The sequence below is a fragment of the Amycolatopsis cynarae genome (assembly GCF_026802195.1).
In the GTDB taxonomy this organism is placed as follows: Bacteria; Actinomycetota; Actinomycetes; order Mycobacteriales; family Pseudonocardiaceae; genus Amycolatopsis_E; species Amycolatopsis_E rhizosphaerae.
The window spans coordinates 5,905,405-5,923,955 of sequence record NZ_CP113836.1; the positions used below are offsets into that span (position 1 = coordinate 5,905,405).

General features: G+C 73.2%; 16 protein-coding genes. 4 read left to right on the forward strand and 12 right to left on the reverse strand.

The genetic code is table 11. From position 1 onward, the window contains the following. Positions 1-14 precede the first annotated feature (14 nt). From ORV05_RS28350 to ORV05_RS28370, 5 genes are read right to left on the reverse strand one after another with little or no spacing between them, the layout of a single operon-like run. Entirely contained in the window at positions 15-1,310 is a 1,296-nt protein-coding gene (locus tag ORV05_RS28350) for a DUF58 domain-containing protein (RefSeq protein ID WP_268755043.1), read from the reverse strand. After that, complete coding sequence (locus ORV05_RS28355; protein ID WP_268755044.1) at positions 1,310-2,275, reverse strand: AAA family ATPase; 966 nt, start codon at positions 2,273-2,275, stop codon at positions 1,310-1,312. The genes ORV05_RS28350 and ORV05_RS28355 overlap by 1 nt, the downstream gene beginning before the upstream one ends. After that, on the reverse strand, positions 2,272-3,384 hold the full coding sequence (locus ORV05_RS28360; RefSeq protein WP_268755045.1) for a DUF4350 domain-containing protein: 1,113 nt from the start codon (positions 3,382-3,384) through the stop codon (positions 2,272-2,274). Before ORV05_RS28360 ends, ORV05_RS28355 begins: the two co-directional genes overlap by 4 nt. Continuing rightward, positions 3,381-4,028 carry a DUF4129 domain-containing protein gene (locus ORV05_RS28365; protein WP_268755046.1) on the reverse strand — a complete coding sequence of 216 codons (648 nt, stop codon included), beginning with the start codon at positions 4,026-4,028 and terminating at the stop codon, positions 3,381-3,383. The genes ORV05_RS28360 and ORV05_RS28365 overlap by 4 nt, the downstream gene beginning before the upstream one ends. Beyond that, positions 4,025-4,927, reverse strand: a complete 903-nt coding sequence (locus ORV05_RS28370) for a hypothetical protein (RefSeq protein WP_268755047.1) — start codon at positions 4,925-4,927, stop codon at positions 4,025-4,027. Before ORV05_RS28370 ends, ORV05_RS28365 begins: the two co-directional genes overlap by 4 nt. Before the next feature lie 124 nt (positions 4,928-5,051). Between ORV05_RS28370 and ORV05_RS28375 the strand changes: the two genes are divergently transcribed. Beyond that, the gene (locus ORV05_RS28375) at positions 5,052-6,008 is read left to right on the forward strand and encodes a neutral zinc metallopeptidase (protein ID WP_268755048.1); all 957 of its coding nucleotides are present in this window, start codon (positions 5,052-5,054) and stop codon (positions 6,006-6,008) included. 142 nt (positions 6,009-6,150) lie between these two features. Here the strand turns inward: ORV05_RS28375 and ORV05_RS28380 are convergent, their stop codons facing one another. The 4 genes from ORV05_RS28380 to ORV05_RS28395 all read right to left on the reverse strand — a co-directional run bounded on the left by ORV05_RS28380 (position 6,151) and on the right by ORV05_RS28395 (position 14,261). After that, positions 6,151-6,597, reverse strand: coding sequence for a hypothetical protein (locus ORV05_RS28380; RefSeq protein ID WP_268755049.1), 447 nt, complete (start codon positions 6,595-6,597; stop codon positions 6,151-6,153). Positions 6,598-6,711: 114 nt separating this feature from the next. Beyond that, on the reverse strand, positions 6,712-7,713 hold the full coding sequence (locus tag ORV05_RS28385; RefSeq protein WP_268759934.1) for a potassium channel family protein: 1,002 nt from the start codon (positions 7,711-7,713) through the stop codon (positions 6,712-6,714). A gap of 81 nt (positions 7,714-7,794) precedes the next feature. Then, positions 7,795-11,049 (reverse strand): ATP-dependent helicase, encoded by a 3,255-nt coding sequence (locus tag ORV05_RS28390; RefSeq protein ID WP_268755050.1) that lies wholly within the window; start codon positions 11,047-11,049, stop codon positions 7,795-7,797. Then, positions 11,046-14,261 carry an ATP-dependent helicase gene (locus ORV05_RS28395; RefSeq protein ID WP_407652580.1) on the reverse strand — a complete coding sequence of 1,072 codons (3,216 nt, stop codon included), beginning with the start codon at positions 14,259-14,261 and terminating at the stop codon, positions 11,046-11,048. The genes ORV05_RS28390 and ORV05_RS28395 overlap by 4 nt, the downstream gene beginning before the upstream one ends. Before the next feature lie 130 nt (positions 14,262-14,391). On the opposite strand from ORV05_RS28395, the gene ORV05_RS28400 reads away from it, so the two are divergent. Then, positions 14,392-14,685 carry an MGMT family protein gene (locus ORV05_RS28400; protein ID WP_268755051.1) on the forward strand — a complete coding sequence of 98 codons (294 nt, stop codon included), beginning with the start codon at positions 14,392-14,394 and terminating at the stop codon, positions 14,683-14,685. Between the two features lie 35 nt (positions 14,686-14,720). On the opposite strand, the gene ORV05_RS28405 is transcribed toward ORV05_RS28400, so the two are convergent. Together ORV05_RS28405 and ORV05_RS28410 are read right to left on the reverse strand one after the other, a co-directional pair. Continuing rightward, positions 14,721-15,527 carry a uroporphyrinogen-III synthase gene (locus tag ORV05_RS28405; protein ID WP_268755052.1) on the reverse strand — a complete coding sequence of 269 codons (807 nt, stop codon included), beginning with the start codon at positions 15,525-15,527 and terminating at the stop codon, positions 14,721-14,723. Then, the gene (locus tag ORV05_RS28410) at positions 15,520-16,488 is read right to left on the reverse strand and encodes a helix-turn-helix transcriptional regulator (protein ID WP_268755053.1); all 969 of its coding nucleotides are present in this window, start codon (positions 16,486-16,488) and stop codon (positions 15,520-15,522) included. Before ORV05_RS28410 ends, ORV05_RS28405 begins: the two co-directional genes overlap by 8 nt. 64 nt (positions 16,489-16,552) lie before the next feature. Here ORV05_RS28410 and ORV05_RS28415 point away from each other — a divergent pair, with 64 nt between their 5' ends. Beyond that, positions 16,553-16,951, forward strand: coding sequence for a DUF3224 domain-containing protein (locus ORV05_RS28415; RefSeq protein WP_268755054.1), 399 nt, complete (start codon positions 16,553-16,555; stop codon positions 16,949-16,951). Then, on the forward strand, positions 16,951-18,072 hold the full coding sequence (locus ORV05_RS28420) for a DNA glycosylase AlkZ-like family protein (RefSeq protein WP_268755055.1): 1,122 nt from the start codon (positions 16,951-16,953) through the stop codon (positions 18,070-18,072). The genes ORV05_RS28415 and ORV05_RS28420 overlap by 1 nt, the downstream gene beginning before the upstream one ends. Before the next feature lie 3 nt (positions 18,073-18,075). Here ORV05_RS28420 and ORV05_RS28425 read toward each other — a convergent pair whose 3' ends face one another. Beyond that, entirely contained in the window at positions 18,076-18,444 is a 369-nt protein-coding gene (locus ORV05_RS28425) for a hypothetical protein (protein WP_268755056.1), read from the reverse strand. Between the last annotated feature and the right edge of the window lie 107 nt (positions 18,445-18,551).

Consider the following 18,551-nt stretch of genomic DNA (forward strand, 5'->3'; position numbering starts at 1 on the left):
CCGGCGGTGCGGGTTCAGAAGCCGCCGGTGGCCTTGAGGGTCAGGTAGCGGTCGGTCAGCGCCGGGGGCAGCTCTTCCGGCAGCGCGTCGACGACGTCGACCCCGCGGCGGGCCAGCACGGCCGCCACCTGCCGCCGCTCGGCCAGCGACCGCTCCGCGGCGGCGGCCCCGTACACGGCTTCCGCGCTGCCGCGGCCCCGCGCCATCTCCGCGACGGCCGGGTCGGCGACCGCGCCGACCAGGAGCCGGTGCCGGGCGATCAGACCGGGCAGCACGGGCAGCAGCCCCTCCTCGATCGCGGGCGCTTCGAGCCCGGTCAGCAGCACGACCAGAGACCGCTGGCGGGCCCGGCGCAGCACCTCGCCCGCCAGGCCGCGCGCGTCGGTCTCGACCAGGCTCGGTTCGAGTGGGGCGAGCGCGGTGGACAGGGCGGGCAGCAGCTCGGCACCCGTCGCGCCGCTCACTTTCGCCCGCAGACGGCGGTCGTAGGCGATCAGGTCCACGCGGTCACCGGCCCGCGCCGCGACCGCCGCGAGCAGCAGGGCGGCCTCCATCGCCGCGTCCAGCCTCGGCGCGTCACCGACGCGGCCCGCGGAGGTCCGGCCGGTGTCGAGCACCAGCAGCAGGTGGCGATCCCGTTCGGGACGCCAGGTCCGCACCATCACGTCGCGGGCACGGGCCGTGGCCCGCCAGTCGATGGACCGCACGTCGTCACCGATCACATACTCGCGCAGGGAGTCGAACTCGGTGCCCTCGCCGCGAACCAGCGCGGCCTGGCGCCCGTCGAGCCTGCGCAGCCGGTCCAGCCGGGCGGGCAGGTGCTTGCGGCTGTGGAACGGCGGCAGGACGCGCACCGCCCCGGGAACCCGGTGCGAAGCCTGCCGGGCGGCCAGGCCCAGCGGCCCCACCGACCGGACGGTGATCCGCGCCGCTTGCCGCTCACCGCGCCGGACCGGCCGCAGCGTGGTCACCACGCTGTGCCGCTGCCCGGGCTCGAGCCGGATCGGGTGCCGTTCGTTCTCCGCGCCCGCACTCGGCGGCCAGGCGTCGCGCAGCACGCCCCGGACCGGACGGCGACCCGGATTGGTCACCGTGAGGGTCGCCTCGATCGGTTCGCCGAGCCGTGCGGCGACCGGCCCGCCGCGCTGGAAGACCAGGCCGCGGACCCCGCCGGCGAGCGCGACGTCCAGCAGGACGAGCAGGACGAGCGCGGTGAGCACCGTGAGCACGCCCGTCCAGGACGGCAGCGCGAAGGCCACCACCAGGACGCCGAGGAGCGCCAGCACTCCGACGCGCGCGGTGATCGCCATCAGCGCGGCACAGCCACCGAGGCGAGCACCCGGTCGACCACGCCGTCCGCGGTCACCCCTTCGAGCTCGGCCTCGGGCCGCAGGCCGATCCGGTGCCGCAGGGCGGGCCTGGCCAGCGACTTCACGTCGTCCGGGGTGGCGTAGTCCCGGCCGGAGAGCCAGGCCCAGGCCCGGGTCGCGGCCAGCAGGGCGGTGGCACCGCGCGGCGAAACGCCGAGGCGGACCGGGGGCAGCGAGCGGGTCGCCCGGCACAGGTCGACGATGTAGCCGAGCACCTCGGGGCCGACGGTGACCGCGCCGACGGCGGCGCGGGCGGCGTCGAGCTGCGCGGGTCCGGCGACCGGGCGCACCCCGGCGGCGGCGAGGTCACGGGGGTCGAAGCCGCCCGCGTGGCGGGTGAGGATGCCGATCTCGTCCTCCCGCGAAGGCGGGGCGATGGTGAGCTTGAGCAGGAACCGGTCCAGCTGCGCCTCCGGCAGCGGGTAGGTGCCCTCGTACTCGACCGGGTTCTGGGTGGCGATCACGATGAACGGGTCCGGCAGCGGGCGCGGGCGCCCGTCCACCGACACCTGCCGCTCCTCCATCGCCTCCAGCAGCGCGGACTGCGTTTTGGGCGGAGTGCGGTTGATCTCGTCGGCGAGCAGGAGATTGGTGAACACCGGCCCCTCTCGGAAGGAGAACTCGCTGGTGTTCGCGTCGTAGACGATCGATCCGGTCACGTCGCCGGGCATCAGGTCCGGGGTGAACTGGAGGCGCCGGGTGCCCAGGTCGAGTGCCGTGGCCAGCGCGCGCACCAGCAGCGTCTTCGCCACCCCCGGCACTCCTTCGATGAGCACATGGCCGCGGCACAGCAGCGCGATGATCAGCCCGGTGACCGCGGCGTCGTTGCCCACCACCGCCTTGCCGACCTCGGCTCGCAGCGCGATCAGCGCGTCCCTGGCCGTCACGGCCGCGTCGGTGGTCAAGATCCCCGTACCTCTCTCTCGAGCCGGTCGAGCTCGTTCGCGAACCGCACGAGCGCCGCTTCGTCCTCCGGTGCCGGACCGTACAGCAGGGGGCCGGCGTCGCTGCCGCAGCGCGCCCTGATCGCGGCCGTCACCGACGCGGGTTCCGCGCCGGGGCCGAGCCCGAGCACCGGAAGCAGCCTGGCGAGCGCGGCCCGCCGCAGGATCTCCGCGGCATGCCCCGCCGAACGGGAGCGGCGGTACAGGCGGGCCCGCCCCTCCACGGTTTCCGCGGCGCGCACCGCCACGGGCAGCGGCTCGGTCACCACCGGGCCGAGCCTGCGGGCCCGCCACAACGCGAAGAGCACGGCCGCGACCACGACTTCGATCGCGCCGAAAAGCCAGCTTCGGGGCAGGAGTTCGGTCAGCGGACGGCGGACGGCCCCGGCCGCGGCGTCGCCGGGCGACGGGACGTACCAGACGAGCGTCGGGTACCGGCCGAGGAGCCGCATGGTCAGCGCCGCGTCCCCCGCCTGGGCAAGCGAACCGTTCGTCAGCGGGGCCCCGGTACCGAGGACCGTGACCTCGCCGGGCAACTGCACCAGCGAGCCTTCGTAACAGGACCGCAGCACACCGGGCCCCCGGTAGCGGAGGCCGCCGGTCACGGCGTCGCCCGCCGCCACGGCGGGCGCGAGGGTGCAGCCGGGCGACCGGAGGCCGACCTCGGTTTCCGCGATCACGGCCACTCCGGGCCACAGCGCGGTCAAAGCCTCCTGCTCCGGCCCGACGACCACGGTGGCCCCGGCCCGATCGCGCAGCGCCGCCAGCCTGCCCGGTTCGACCAGTGCGGGATCGGTGACCAGCAGGGTCGCGTCGCCGTGGCTGGTCAGAGCCGTTTCCGCCGCACCGTAGTCGTGGGCGGCGACCAGGCGGACTCCTTGCCGCTCCAGCACTTTCGCCAGCGCCTGGGCGCCGCCCGTCGCGGTCGAGGCCGGATCGAGCGCCCCGGAGGACCCGCCGCTCGACGCGAGCACCACGACGGCGCAGCCGAAGACGAGCACCAGAGCGATGAACACCGGAACGCGGGCGGCCCGCCAAACGCGGCGCGCATCGGGAGACACCACGGTCACGCGGGAACCACCGGCCGTTCCTGCCGGACCCGCTCGTCGAGCAGGGCGAGGCGCCGGTAGTCCTCGGCGGCCGCGTACCGCCCGCCGTAGTGCACGGCGTCGAACAGGACGGCCGAGGCGGTCAGCTCGTCCGCGCGGTCCGGCAGCCGGGACCCGGCGTCCCGGGCCACCTCGTCCGCGGTCCGGCCCGCCGAGGAATCCACCACTCCGCGCTCCTCCAGATCCCGCACGAGCGCACGGAAACGTTCCCGCACCGCCGCCGCGAAGTCACCGGCGGCGAAGGCCCGTTCGGCCGCTTCCCGGTACTGCCGTGCCGTGGTCGTCTGGTCTTCGAAGACCAGGCCGGGGACGCGGACCTGTCGGGCCACCCGGCCGAGCCGCAACCGGACCACCACCGCCACCAGCACCAGCACGGCCAGCACCACCAGCAGGCCCAGCGGGCCGCCCGGCACCACCGTCGACGCGGTGTGGAAGAGGTCCGTGAGCCGGTCGCCGAGCCAGCTCAGTACCTGCTGGAAAAGCCCAGGACGATCGGAACCGTAGCCCGGCTTCGCGAGTTCGGCTTCGGCGGCACGGCGGGCGTCGTCGCGGTCGATGGTGACCGGGACCTCGCGCAGCAGGCCGATGATCGTCGAGAGGCTCACTGCCCGGCCGCCGCGGCGCGGGCGAGCTGGATGTCCATTCCCTCCCGGCGCATCCGTTGGTCGATGTAGAGCAGGGCGCTCGCGCCCGCCGCGAACGGGGTGACGATGGTCGAGGAGACCGCCTGCCCCAGGTACTGCGCCAGCTCCGAATTGAGCCCGAGGCCGAGGCCGAACGGGACCTCGATGATGCCCGTGACCAGAATGGTGACGAGCCCGGTGAGCAGCAGGATGCCGAACACGCGCCACCAGCTGCCCTGCACGAGCAGGCGCGAGCGCCCGAACGCGGTGCCGATCCCGCTCTGTTCCAGGACGAGCGCGGGCGCGGCCAGCGCGAACAGTACGTACAGCCAGACACCCGGGACGATGAAGAAGACCGTCGCCACCCCGACGATGAGCATGTACAGCACCGTCAGCCCGAGCAGCGGTAGCAGCCTTGGCTTGAGTTCGGCCAGCACCTCGCGCAGTTCGACGCGGCGGCCCAGCACCGCCTTGCCGACCACGATGGTCATGAACCCGGACAGGAAGGTCGAGGTCAGCAGTCCGACCACGAAGGTGATGCCGGCCGAGACAGCGGTCTGGCGCAGGGCCTCGGAGAACCAGGCCAACTGCTCCTGCTCGGTCGCCGCCGGGCCGAGCGGGTGGAGGGTCCTCACCCCGCCGAGCAGCGAGCGGGTCAGCGCGAAATCCGCGACCGCCCCGATCACCGCGACGAGTGCGGAGAAACCGAAGACCAGCCCCGGATGCCTGCGCATGGTGGTGAAGGCCCCGTCGAGAATCTCGCCCACACCCAGCGGCCGCAGCGGGATCACGCCGGGCTGCGGGCTGACGGGGGGCGGCGGGAATGCCGGCCCTGGGTATCCGGGCTGGTTGGGTCCGTTCCAGCCGCCGGTGTCGCTCATCCGGTCACTCCAGTTCTGCTGTTCTTTCGCCGCCCACTCTCGCAGAGCCCACCGCGGACGGCCATGCCCGGTATGCGAGTCGTTCCGAGTCGTGATCTGCGGCCCGTGGTTATGCTCACTGCCGATGACGAACACACCGCGCTCCGCCTCGGACACCTCGCGGTCCGGTCGACGGCACCGGCGTTCGAAGTCGAGGTCCGGCGCGGCCGCGACCCTCACCTTCACCGTGCTCGCGTTGATCCTGGTCGGCGTGCTCGTGCTGGTCACGGCCAAGCAGAGCCACGACACCGGCCCCACCAGCTCCGCGCCCGCCAGCGGCCGCAACGACGGATCCACCGGCTCGGGCGGCGGCACCGTGCCCGGTCAGAAGGTGCTCAAACTCGCCGACCACCCCATCCTGCAGGACCCGGACGCCGGCCTGCAGAACATCGTGTGCGTGCTGCCGGACTGGCACAGCGACCAGGCCTCCGCCCAAGCGTTCTTCACCGCCGCGGAACACTGCCTCGACCAGGCGTGGGGAACGTTCCTGCAGGGCTACCGCCTGCCGTTCAACCCGCCGACACTGCACTTCCCGACCGGCTCGAGTTTCCAGACCGCCTGCGGCACCATCGCCGTCGGCGTCGCCACCGCCGCCTACTACTGCGACAACAACCTGTACGTGCCCTATCGCGGGCTGCAGATCGAGCAGTACGGCGACAACCCCGGCGTCTACCTCGCGCTGTTCGCGCACGAGTACGGCCATCACGTGCAGGAGATGGCCGGGCTGATGGACGCGGTGTGGCAGCGGATCTACCAGGTCGGCGAGAACACCCCGGCGGGGCTCGACCTGTCACGCCGCAAGGAACTGCAGGCCCAGTGTTTCTCCGGGATGTTCCTGGGCGCCGTGGTCGACCACGGCTCCGTCACGCGCGACATGTACGCCAAGGCGTGGCGCGACCAGGACACCCGTGGCGACAACACCTCCGGCAGCCACGACCACGGCACCAATGCGCACTACGCCGCCTGGTGGCGCAAGGGCGCCCAGTTCAACCGCGCCGTCCAGTGCAATACCTTCAGCGCAAGCGCCTCGGACGTCTCCTGACCTGGGGGGAGTGCCCGGTGCTGGAGCAAGGTGGATTTACTACGGATCCACGGGCTCCCCGCGGCCGTGAGGGGTCCCCTCACGGCGATCTGGCGGCGCGCGGAACTGGAGTAAACATTCATTGCTCCAGCACCCGGGCGGCTCAGGCGGGGACGGGCTGCCGCCGTGGGCCGCGCTGCACGAGGAACGCGTAGGTGGCGCCGCCGAGGCAGGACAGGGCGAGCAGGGCCAGCCCGAGCGGGCGCCGCAGGTTGCTGTGGCCGGGCACGACGTCGGCCAGGTGCACGTCCACGGTGCCCGAACCGAGGCCGGTGGGCACCATGATCTCGACGCGGTCGTTCTGGTCGTGCCCGCAGGCGTCGAGCGAGCCGGTGTGGTCCTGGCCGCCGAACCGGAACTGCACGGTCTCCTTGACGTTGGTGTCGTTGCAGGGCGCCGCCTTGGTGACGGTGGCCTCGGTGGGCGTGCCGTCGACCCCGGCAGGCGAGCCCAGCGCGCCCGGCCCCGCCCACCAGACGCTGATCACGATCGCGATGCCGACCAGCGCCACGATCACGAGCGTCCGCCAGTGGATCCGATGCGCGATCATGCGGGGTCCCGGAAGGTCACCGGCCGCGGACGTGATCGCAACAAGCATTGCACGCGGTCAATCGTTCCAGATCCCTCCGGCGATTCCCAGGCGCGACCACGCCACGGAGCAGGATCACTCCTTGTGCTCGGCCGGGGTGACCTTCCGCACATACAACAGGCGGTCGCCGGGCTCGATCGCGTCCACCTGCGGCGAGTCGACCCGGTACAGCACCCCGTCCCGCACGACGCCGAGCACGATGTCGGACAGGTGCCGCGGCGAGCCGCCCTCCTCCGAGGGCTCGACCGCTCGCTCCGCGATGGCGAGCCCGGACTCCGGGGTGAGCAGGTCCTCGACCATGTCCACCACCACCGGCGTGGAGGTCGCCATGCCGAGCAGCCGTCCCGCCGTCTCGCTGGACACCACCACCTGGTCGGCGCCGGACTGCTTGAGCAGGTGCACGTTCTCGGCCTCCCGCACGGAGGCCACGATGTGGGCCTTCGGCGCGAGTTCGCGCGCGGTGAGCGTGGTCAGCACCGCCGAATCGTCCCGGTTGGTCGCCACCACCACGGCCCGCGCCCGCTGCACACCGGCCACGCGGAGCACGTCCGACCGGGTGCCCGTGCCGTGCACGGTGACCAGGCCGAGCGCACCGGCCGCGTTCAGCGCCTGCTGGTCGGTGTCGACGACGACCACCCGGTTCGGCTCCAGGTTCTCGTCGCCGAGCAACGCCTTGACCGCCGAACGGCCCTTCGTGCCGAAGCCGACGACCACCACGTGGTCCCGCACCTTGGACCTCCACTTCTGGATCCGGAAAGCCTGCCGCGAACGCTCGGTGAGCACCTCCAGTGTGGTGCCGACCAGCACGATGAGGAACAGCACCCGCAGCGGCGTGATCACCAGGACGTTGATCAGCCGCGCGCTGTCGGTGACCGGGGTGATGTCGCCGTAGCCGGTGGTCGACAGCGAAACGGTCGCATAGTAGAAACTGTCCAAAAGCGACAATCCATCGCCGTTGACATCGCGGTAGCCGTCCCGGTCGGCGTAGACGATGAGGACCGCCGCGACCAGTGCCAGCAGGGCGTAGACGATCCGGCGGGCGATCGACCGCATCGGACTGACCGACGGCTCGGGCATCCGGATGAGGCCGACGAGCGTCGGGTCCGCTCGATCAGGGGAACGCACGCCGCGGATCGTAGGGGATCACCCGACCGGCGGCTACCCCGGTGAATTCGAGGGCACACCGCGCAGCAGCTCCCGCAGACCGTCCGCGTCGAGCAGATCGACCGGGCGCAGCGTGTGATCGTCCCGGACGTAGTGGAACGCCGCCCGCACCCGCTCCAGGGGGGTGCCGGACAGGGAGGCCCAGGCCAGCCGGTAGGCCGCGAGCTGCACGGCCAGCGGACGGATCCGGCCCGGTTCGGGCACCGCGCCGGTCTTCCAGTCCACCACGGTCCAGCCGCCGTCCGGATCGGCGAACACCGCGTCCATCCGGCCGCGCACCAGCACCCCGTCGATCTCGGTGGAGAAGGGCACCTCCACCTCGTGCGGGGTCCGGTCCGCCCAGCTGCCCGATTCGAACGCGGCCCGCAGCGCTTCGAGGTCCTCGTCACCGGCCTCGTCCGGATCGGCCGCGCCGGGCAGCTCGTCGAGGTCGAACAGCCGCTCCCCGGCGAACCGGCGCTCCAGCCAGCCGTGGAAGGCAGTGCCACGCCGGGCGAAGGTGTTGGGGGGCACGGGCAGGGGACGCCGCAGGCGGCGGGCCAGGCCCCCGGGGTCGCCGGCGAGCTCGACGAGCTGGCTCACCGAAAGCCGGTCGGGCAGCACGACCTGGTCCGCGCCGCTGCCCGCCGCCGCCCGCTCCGCGAGCAGCACATCGGTGTCGGCGACCCAACCGTCGGGATCGTCTTCCTCTTCCTCTGCCGGGTCCCCGGATTCGTCCTCGGCCAGTGCCGCCAGCACCAGCTCGGCCCCCTCGGTGACCGGGGTGCGCCGCTCGCCCAGCGGGTCGACCGGCCACCGCGCCGTCCGGGACTCGCTGACCAGCGGGTTCTCCTCGTCCGCCGCCGGTTCCTCCGCCCACACCGAGATCCGGCCCACCCCGCCCTCGATCAGTTCGGCCGTTTCGGTCAGGAAGTCCGAAGGCCCCTTGGGCTTGGTGCTGGTTTCGTTCCACCAGTGCCCCGAAACGAGCAGCGAGTGCTCGGACCGCGTCAGCGCCACGTAGCACAGGCGGCGCTCCTCGTCGGCCTCGCGTTCGGCGAAACCCTCCTCGTGTTCCTCGAAGGCCTCCTGGAGTTCCTTGCGGTCCATCCCTGCCGATACCCGCAGCGCGGGCAGATCCTCCACGTCGCCGCGCAGTGCGGCAGGCAGCGCCGTCACCGTCCGCAGCCACGACGAGGACCGGCGCTTGTTGGGGAAGACTTCGCGCACGAGGTGCGGCACGGCCACGACACGCCATTCCAGCCCCTTCGACGCGTGCACGGTGAGCACCTGCACCCGGTCCGGCAGCACCTCGACCTCGCCGGGGGTCAATCCGTCCTCGGCGTGCGCCGCGGTGGCAAGGTAGTCCACGAAGGACATCAGGCTCGCGTTCGGCGCGGTTTCGGCGAAATCGGCGACCACGTCGGCGAAGGCGTCCAGATGGGCACGCCCCGCTCCGCCGGGGCGCGCCAGCGATTCCACGTCGAGCAGCAGGGTCCGCTCGACGTCGGCGACCAGTTCCGGCAACGACTGGTCGAGGCGGCGCCGCAGTCCGGACAGTTCCGCGGCGAGCCGCCGGATGCGGCGGTACCCCTCCGCCGAAAACCGCGCCGGATCGCCGGGATCGTCCAGCGCGTCGATCAGCCCGGTCTGCTCGGCCCGCTCGGTGAACAACTCGGGCACACCGGTTCCGGCGACGGCGGGTGGTGCGGCGATCTCGCCGGCACGGGCCGACAGCGCGGCGAGATCGGCCGCCGCCAGCCGCCAGCGCGCCCCGGTGAGCAGGCGGACCGCCGCCGTCCCGGCCAGCGGATCCGCCAGCACGCGCAGTGTCGCCACCAGATCGGCCACCTCGGGTTCGTCGAGCAGGCCGCCGAGCCCGACCACCTCGACCGGCAGGCCCCGCGCGCGCAGTTCGGCGGCGATGGGCGCCATATCGGCGCGGCGCCGCACCAGCACGGCCGCGGTGGGCGGCGAGCCGGTGGCATCCCGCTCGGCGAACCAGCGCCGCGCCATCGCGTCGGCGAGCCAGCCACGCTCGGCCCGGACATCGGGCAGCAACGCGGCTTCGATGTCGGCGGGACCGGCGCCGTCCCGTGCCCGCAGGCGTTCGACCCCGAGCCCGCGCGCCCGCAGGGGTTCGGCCACGGCGTTGGCCAGGGTGAGTACCTCGGGCGGGTTGCGGAAGCTGGTGAGCAGGCCGTAGCTCCGTGCGGGCGCGAACCGCCCGCCGTCGGCCCGGGGGAAGTCGGTGGTGAACCGGGGCAGGTTCGCCGCACTCGCCCCGCGCCAGCCGTAGATCGCCTGCGCCGGGTCCCCCACCGCGGTGACCGGCAGGGGCGGCCGTTCCGCGCCGCCGAACAGCGCCCGCAGCAGCACGCGCTGCGCGTGCCCGGTGTCCTGGTACTCGTCCAGCAGGACCGCGCCGTAGCGCTCCCGCTCCCCCTCCGCGACCGCCGGATGGCCATCGGCCAGCCGGGCGGCCAGCGACATCTGATCGGCGAAGTCCAGTGCCCCTTCGGCCCTCTTGCGCTGGTGGTAGCCCTCGATCAGCGGCAGCAGGGCCAGCCGGAACCGTTGCGCCGCCACGATTTCGGTCAGTGCGTTGGGCAGTTTGGCCCGCTGCCCCTTGGCGCGCGGCGCCTGCTCGATCAGCTCGCACAGCCACCGGCTGTACCCGGCGAGTGCGCTCTCCTCCACCAGGTGCTCGCCGAGTTCCCCGGCCAGCGACAGCAACTGCGCGGTGACCGACGCGGGCACCCGGTCGGTCTCCAAGTCACTGTCCCAAGTGGACACCACGCGGTGGGCCAGCTGCCACGACGAGGTTTCCGACAGCAGGCGCACCCCGGGCCGCACCGGCAGCCGCAGGCCGTGCTCGGCCAGCAGGCGGCCCGCGTACGCGTGGTAGGTGAGCACGGTGGGCTCACCGGCCAGCACGGCCGCCCGCCGCTGCCCGCCCGGATCGACGCGGTCCAGCAGGCTCGCCCCGGCCAGGCGCCGCAACCGGGCGCGGACCCGTTCGGCGAGCTGACGCGCGGCCTTGCGGGTGAAGGTCAGGCCGAGCACGCGCTCGGGGGTGACGATCCCGTTGGCCACCAGCCAGACCACCCTGGCGGCCATGGTCTCGGTCTTGCCCGCGCCGGCACCGGCGACGACGAGCGCCGGTTCGATCGGGGCCGCGATCACCGCGGCCTGCTCGGGGGTGGGCGTCGGCAGGCCGAGCGCGGCGGCGACCTCGGCCGGGGTGACGAGGGTGTCCAGTGCGGTCATCCTCCTGGCACCTGCCTGCCCTCCGGGCGCAGCGGGCACGAGCCCTTCGCCGGGCAGCGGTCGCAGTCGGTGTTTTCGCTGGCCCGGTATTCGGGCCCGGCCGCGGAGGCAGCCGCCCCGCGGACCAGCTCCAGCCAGCGCCTGCCGGTCTCGTCGTCGAGCGGGGGCTGCTCGCGCTGTGTCGCGCCGGTCTTGGTGTGGGACTTGGCCAGGTACACCAGGCGGGCCCCGCCCGGCCGCTGATCCTCACCGAACGCCCCCAGCAGCACGGCGAGCTGGTAGGCGGCCAGCTGCGGATGCTCCTCGGCCTCGGCAGCGGTGACCGCGGTCTTGCCGGTCTTGAGGTCGACGATCACCGGGCGGCCCTCGCGGTCGGTCTCCAGCCGGTCGACCCGGCCGCGCAACCGCACCAGCAGGCCCTCGATGCCCTCGTCCGCGGCGGGCAGTTCCACTTCGATGTCCCGCTCGACGTCCAGCTGCGCCAGTTCACCGCGACTGTTTTCCAGCCAGGCGAGGAAGTTCTGCACCATCTGCTCGACGCGGTGGCGTTCCCGCCGCGAAAACCACGGCGCCCCCGCGTCCACCTTCGCCCACGCCTCGTCGAGCGCCTTGCGCAATCCCTGCTCGTCGAGCCCGCCCGCCGCGGCCTGGGCCAGGCCGTGCACGAGGGTGCCGGTGATCGCGGCGAGCTGCGCCGGGTCGGTGCCGCCGTGGCGTTCGACCAGCCAGCGCAACGGACACCGCAGCAGGATGTCCACAACGGACGGAGAGATGCGCACGACGTCACCGGACGCGTACAGCGGCTCGGCCGTCGAAACGTCCGCGTACCCGTACCACGAGCCGGGGTGCGCCCCCGGAACCCCGGCGCGCGCCAGCCGTGCGAGCTGCCGCGCGGCGAGCTGCCTGCGCCCGGGTTCGGTCTTCGGGTCGCAGACCGCGCCGCGCAGCTCCCCGACCAGTTCGGCCAGCACCAGCGAGCGGCCCGGCGGTTTCCGCCGGGAATCCGTCCCCGTTTCGCCCGAACTGTTCTCCTCGACGTCGTCGATGAACCGCGAAGGCTGCTCGTCCTCGCCCGCCACGGCGCTGACCAGCAGGACGCGGCGCGCCCGGCTGACCGCCACGTAGAACAGGCGCCGTTCCTCGGCCAGGATCGGCGCCGTGGCAGACACCCCCGAATCGTCCACACCGGAAAGCAGGTCCACCAGCCGCTCGACGCCGAGCAGGGAACCGCGCAGGCGCAGATCGGGCCAGCTGCCCTCCTGCACGTTCGAGACCGCCACCACCGTCCACTCGCGACCAGCCGCGGCGTGCGCCGTCAGCATCGACACGCCCTCGCCCCGCGCCGCCACCGGCGCCAGGTTGTCCCCGGCGATGTTCTGCGACGACAGGTAGTCCACGAAGGCCGCCGCACTCGCCTTCGGCAATCTGTCGACATAGCGCCCCGCGGCGTGGAACAGCGCGACGATGGCGTCGAGGTCGCGATCGGCCTGGGAGCCGAGCGAGCCGCCGCGAGCCGACTGCCGCACCAGCCGCGGTTGCAGACCGGTGGCCCGCCACAGCTCCCACAGCACCTGCTCGACCGGCGCGCCCCGCCTGATCGCCGCCGCGGTGGTGGCGATCAGGCCCCCGATCCGCCGGATCGGGGCCGCCTCGGCCTCGGCGAGGCCGGTGAGCCGGTCGTTGTCCAGCAGCACTTCCAGCAGCAGCTCGTCGCTGCCGCGCTCACCGCCGCCCGCCAGCTCCAGCCTGCGCAGCCCCCGCCGCATCCGGCGCAGTGCGAGCGGATCCGCCCCGCCCAGCGGCGACGAGAGCAGCATTTCGGCGAGATCCACGTCAAGGCACTGGGCGTCGGCCGCGACCCGCAGCACCGCCAGCAGCGGCCGCACCGCGGGCTGGCGGGCCAGCGGCAGTTCCTCGGCGGCCGAGGCGATCGGCACCCCGGCCGCCCGCAGGGCCCGCTGCAGCACCGGGAAGGACCGGCCGGGCGAGCGGACCACCACGGCCATCTCCGACCACGGGATCCCGTCGGTGAGGTGGGCGCGCCGCAACTGGTCGGCCACCCAGCTCGCCTCGGCCGAGGGAGTGGGCAGCAGCCGGACCTTCACCACACCCGGCTCGGTGTCCTGGGACACGTCCTGGGACAGCCCGAACCCGCGGTGCCGGTTCGCGCCCGGCAGCGTGCCCGCGAACCGCCGCACGGCACCGTGCACCGCCGGACTCAGCCGGTGTGAGCGCGTCAGCGTGACGGTGTGCCCGCCGTCGGGATCCGCATCGGCGAGCAGGGCCGGATCCGCGCCGCGGAAGGAGAACACCGCCTGGTCCGGATCACCGGCGGTCACGAAGTCGTCGGCGGCCGAGCCGAGCAGGCGGATCAACCGGAACTGCAGGGGGTCCAGATGCTGCGCGTCGTCGACCAGCAGATGCCGGACGCGGGCCTGCTCGCGGGTCAGCAGGTCCGGGTCGCCCTCCAGTTCGACCAGCGCGCTCGCGACGAGCTCCGCCGCGTCCAGCGCGGGCGAGCCGGGCGAGCCCAGCGCGTTCCCGCCCGCCGACTGCAGGACGGTGACCTCCTCGTACTGGCTCCAGAAGATCCCGGCGGCCTCCCATTCCGGCCGTCCGGTGTGGCGGCCCAGCTTGACCAGGTCCTCCGGGCCGAGGCCGCGCTCCGCGGCGCGGAGCAGCAGATCCCGCAGTTCCTCGGCGAAGCCGGGCACGGCCAGTGCCGGGCGCAGGGCCTCCGGCCAGTACCCGGCACCGGTCTCGAGGTCACCGGCGAGCAGCTCGCGGACCACGACGTCCTGTTCGGCCCCGGCGAGCAGCCGGGGCGGTGGCAGTTCCTGGGCACTCGCCTGCAGGCGCAGGAGCGCGAAGGCGTAGGAGTGGACGGTGCGCACCATCGGTTCGCGAAGCGTGCGGCCGTCCACGGCGGAGGTGACCCGGCGGGTGATGTCGGCCCGCAGCGCGTCCGCCGCACGGCGGGAGGTGGTGAGGACCAGCAGGCTTTCCGGGTCGGCCCCGCTGTCGATGCGGCTCGCCGCGACGGCCGCGAGCAGGGAGGTCTTGCCCGTGCCGGGGCCGCCCAGTACCCGCATGAACCCCGCCGGGTGCTCGATCAGGGCACGGGCCTCGGGCGCCCACTGCTGCGGGTGCGTCGGCACGGCCGGGGCCCGCACCAGGCGTGGCCCCCGCGTCCCGGTCCCGCGTCCACTCACGCTGCGATGGAATCATGCCGCGGCGACAGATCCTCGCACCGGCACGCCCGATGTGGTGAACGCGGCCTTCGCGCGGGCCTGCCGGAAGCGCGGAACAGCCACTTTCGGGTGCAACTGTAGGTTGGAGCACGTGGACGAGGAGCTGCACGAGCGGGTGCGGGAGGTCATCGCCTCGGTACCGGCCGGAGCGGTCGCGACCTACGGCGATATCGCGGCCCTCGCCGGCGCGCCGTCACCGCGGATGATCGGCCGGATCCTCTCCGAAGACGGCCACGACCTGCCCTGGCACCGGATCCTGCGCGCCAACGGCACCCCGGCGCCGCATCTGGTGCACCGCCAGCTCGAACTCCTGCGCGCCGAGGGTGTGCTCGCCCGCGGCCAGAAGGTCGATCTCCGCACCTATCGCTGGCGTCCGGAGCCCTGAGGTATCGCCGTGAAGGGTCCCTTCACAGCCAAGCCTCAGGAGCCCAGCTCGGTGACCAGGAGCTTGACGAGTGCCCCGAGCCGCTGGCGCTCGGGCTGGAGGGTGGGAATCCCGGCGGCGGTCAGCGGCCCGGCGGTGACCGGACCGACGCAAGCGCACACCACCTCACCCCGCAGGACGCGCAGCAACTCCTCGTAACTGCCCCGCTGCCGCGCCAGTGCCAGCAGGTTCGTCGTCGCGGGCGCGCTGGTGAACGCGAGTGCCCGCACCGAACCGGCCAGTACCTCGTCGAGCAGCCGGTGCGCGGGGCCGAGATCGGCGGGCCACTCCCACCGGTAGGGCTGCACCTCGATCAGCCGGGCCCCGGCCTCCACCAGCGGCGAGGTGCACTCCGGCAGCGGGGAGCCGTGCAGCTGCACCGCCACCCTGGCACCCTCCGCAGTGGCCTGGAGCAGGTGCGCGAACAACTGCCGGTTGCTCTCCTCGGGCGCGGACCACTCCTCGGCCAGCCCCCGGCCGCGCACCGCGCCCTTGCCCTTCGGTCCCCGCGTGAAGATGCGCGCCCGCCGCAGCGTGTCCAGCAGCCGGTCGCCCAGCCCCCAGCCTTCGGCCGCCTCGATCCAGCCGCGGAATCCGGCGCCGGTCGTCACCGCGAGCAGGTCGACCCCGTCGGCCACGACCGTCTCGGTGGCCGCCCGCAGCCGCGTGTCGTCGGGCAGCGGCACGATGTGGATCATGGGGGCGTGCCGCACGACGGCACCGTTGCGCCTCAGCGCGCCGATGAACTCCTCCGCCCGCCGTTCGGCGGTGACACCGATGGTCACCCCACGGAGATCACCCATAGCACGCGCCCATCTTCGCGATCGCCGCCACGACCTGCTCGCGCAGCTCGGCCGGGGCGAGTACCTGCAGTTCGGGGCCGAACCGCAGCAGCTCACCGAGCGCCGGGGCGCCGGGTTCCACCGGTAACTCCACCCGTAACCACCCGTCTTCGTCTTCTTCCCCGGAGGAGTCCGCCAGCGCGCGGGCGCCGACGGCTCCCAGGTAGAACGGCACGAGGTCACGTCCGAGCGGGGACAGGCGCACGACCGCCACCCTGGGGTACATCCGCCGTTCGAACTGCTCCGACCATTCCCGCCAATAGGCGGCGAGGTCGAAATCCGCCGGCCGCTCGAACGTTTCGTCCCGCTCCTCGAGGGCGAGGATGCGGGACACGCGGTAGGTGCGGTGACCGCCGTGGCGGCGGGCCGCGACATACCAGTTCCCAGCTTTGAGGATCAGCCCGAGCGGGTCAAGGTCGGAGTCCGCTTCGCTCCCGTCCCAGCGCCGGTAGCGCGCGGAGATCCGGCGGTTTTCCCAGACCGCACGCGCCAGCGCCGCCAGCTGCGGCGGGCTCTCCACGTCGCGGAACCAGCCGGGAACGTCCACGAGGAACCGTTCGGCGATCTTGCCCGCCCGCTCGCGCAGCTCCTCGGGCAGGGCCGCGTGCAGCTTGAGCTGAGCGGCCGCGAGCACCGCGCCAAGGCCGAGTTCGGCCGCCGCGGCCGGCAGGCCGGCCAGCGGAAGCGTTTGCGCCTCCTGTTCGGTCAGCCCGGTCAGGCGCGTGCGGTACCCGCCGACCAGCTGGTACCCGCCCGTGCGGCCGCGATCGGCGTACACCGGCACGCCCGCCGCGGACAGGGCCTCGATGTCCCGGTACACCGTGCGCACCGAAACCTCCAGCTCCCCCGCCAGTTCCTCGGCCGTCATCCGGCCGCGGTTCTGCAGCAGCAACAGCACCGACACCAACCTGCTCGCCCGCATGCCCGCCATTCTCCCCGGAAAAACCTGACAGAAGATGACAGGTATGGCCCGCAGACTCATCCCCATGACCAACACGTTCACCATGAAGACCTGGCAGGAAGAGATCGTCAGCGGCCCGGAGGACGGCCCCCGGTTCGCCCACGCGCACGCGACCTTCGACTACACCGGAGTCATCGAAGGCAGCTCGGCCTGCGATTACCTGCTCTACTACGGCGGTGAAGGGTTCCAGGGGCACGACGCACCCGGCCTGGAGCGGATCGAAGGCGCGGTCGGCGGCCGCAAGGGCAGCTTCGTCATCCGGCACGAGGTAGCGTACGAGGGACATTCCGTGACCGGGACGTTCACGGTGGTGCCGGGATCGGCCACCGGCGAGCTGGCCGGGCTGACCGGAACGGGGACCACCGGCGGGTCGAGCGCCACGATGAACTACACCTTCGACTATTCCCTCCCCGAGAGCAGCTGATGCCGGAAATGGATCGCAAGCAGGTCCTCGCCTACCGCGTGGCGGCGCAGGGCCTGCACCGGCGGCAGGCGGACGCCGCCGCGCTGACCGTGTTCGACCTGGGCCTGCAGAGCACGATGCGGGACACCGCCGCGGTGTCCCTGGCGGCCCGCCTGGACACCGAGCTCACCGAAGAGTCCTTTGTGGAGGATCCGCGGTTCGTGCTGGCCTGGACGCACCGGGGAGCGCCCCACTACCACCGCGCCACCGGACTGGACGCGGTGCGGGCCGCGCTGGTGCCACTCGGCGAAGCCGACGCGATGGCGCGCATGCAGTGGCAGCGCAAACAGGTCGAGGCGGCGGGCGTGTGCGCCACCGAGGGTCTGTTCGCGGCGGCGCGGGCGATGCACGAGGTGGTGGACCGCACGATGAGCAAGGGCGCGGTGAGCACCGCCGTCACCCGCCGGGTCCCCGAGGGCATGACCTACTGGTGCCGGGGCTGCCAGGCCACACACATCCTGGACCAGGTGATGCGGCTGGCGGCGATCCACGGCGGTGTCCGGCTGGAATCCGGGGTGTGGCCCGCCACCCTGGCCCCGGTCACCGGGCGCCCCCCGGTGAGCACGGCCCCCGACCCGGCCGCCGTGGCCGCGGTCGTGCGGCACTACCTGCGCCTGCACGGTCCGGCCGGTGCGACCGAGGCGGCGGGCTTCACCGGCACCACGGCGAAAACCGTGAAGGGCAGCTGGCCCGGCGGGCTCGCCGAGGTGCGGGTGGACGGGCGCCTCGCGTACCTGCCCGCGGAGGACCTGCCCGCGCTGGAGAACGCCCCGGAACCGGACGTGGTGCGGCTGCTGCCGCCGTGGGATCCGTTCCTCCAGTCCCGCGACCGCGCACTCCTGGTCCCGGACAAGGCGCGGCAGAAGGAGATCTGGAAGATCATCGGCAACCCCGGCGTGCTGCTCGCCGACGGGGAGCTCGCCGGCACCTGGCGCACGAAGGGCAGCGGCCGCAAGCGCCTGGAGTTCACCCTCACCCCGTTCTGGCCGCTTCCCGCCCCGGTGCGGAAGGCCGCGGAGGCCGAAGCGGAACGGGTCGCCACGGCGCGCGGCTTCGCCGACCTCCGCGTCGGCTGGGCCTGAGCCTCAGCCCGAGGTTCCGGAGTTCCCGGCCGAGGAGTCCTGCCCGGTCCCGCCGTTCATCCCCGGCGGGCCGTACCCGTCCGGGCCGCCCTGGCCGCCATAGCCCGGCACGCCCTGTCCCATGGAGGGCGGCGTCTGGGAACCCGAACCGGTGCCGTGCCCGATCACGAAGCCGACGCTGCCCCCGACGACCAGCGTGGCCGCGGCCAGTACCGCCAGCACTCCGGAGGAAAACTTCCGCACCGGTTTGGCCGCCGGGGCCGGGGCGGCCTCAGCCGCCGTTGGGGCCTGGGGCGGCATCCCGGGCCTCGTGAAAGCATCCGTCTGCGGGTAAGCCGCGTGCTGCTCGCCCGGCGAGGGTGTGAACGTCATGGCCTTCCTTTCCCTGTGCGTTGACCGGCGAGCCCCACCTTCGTCCCGTCGTCTGGGAAAGCGGTAAGCGGAAACTGCGAACGCGCTGTGAACGCGCGGTGGTGGAC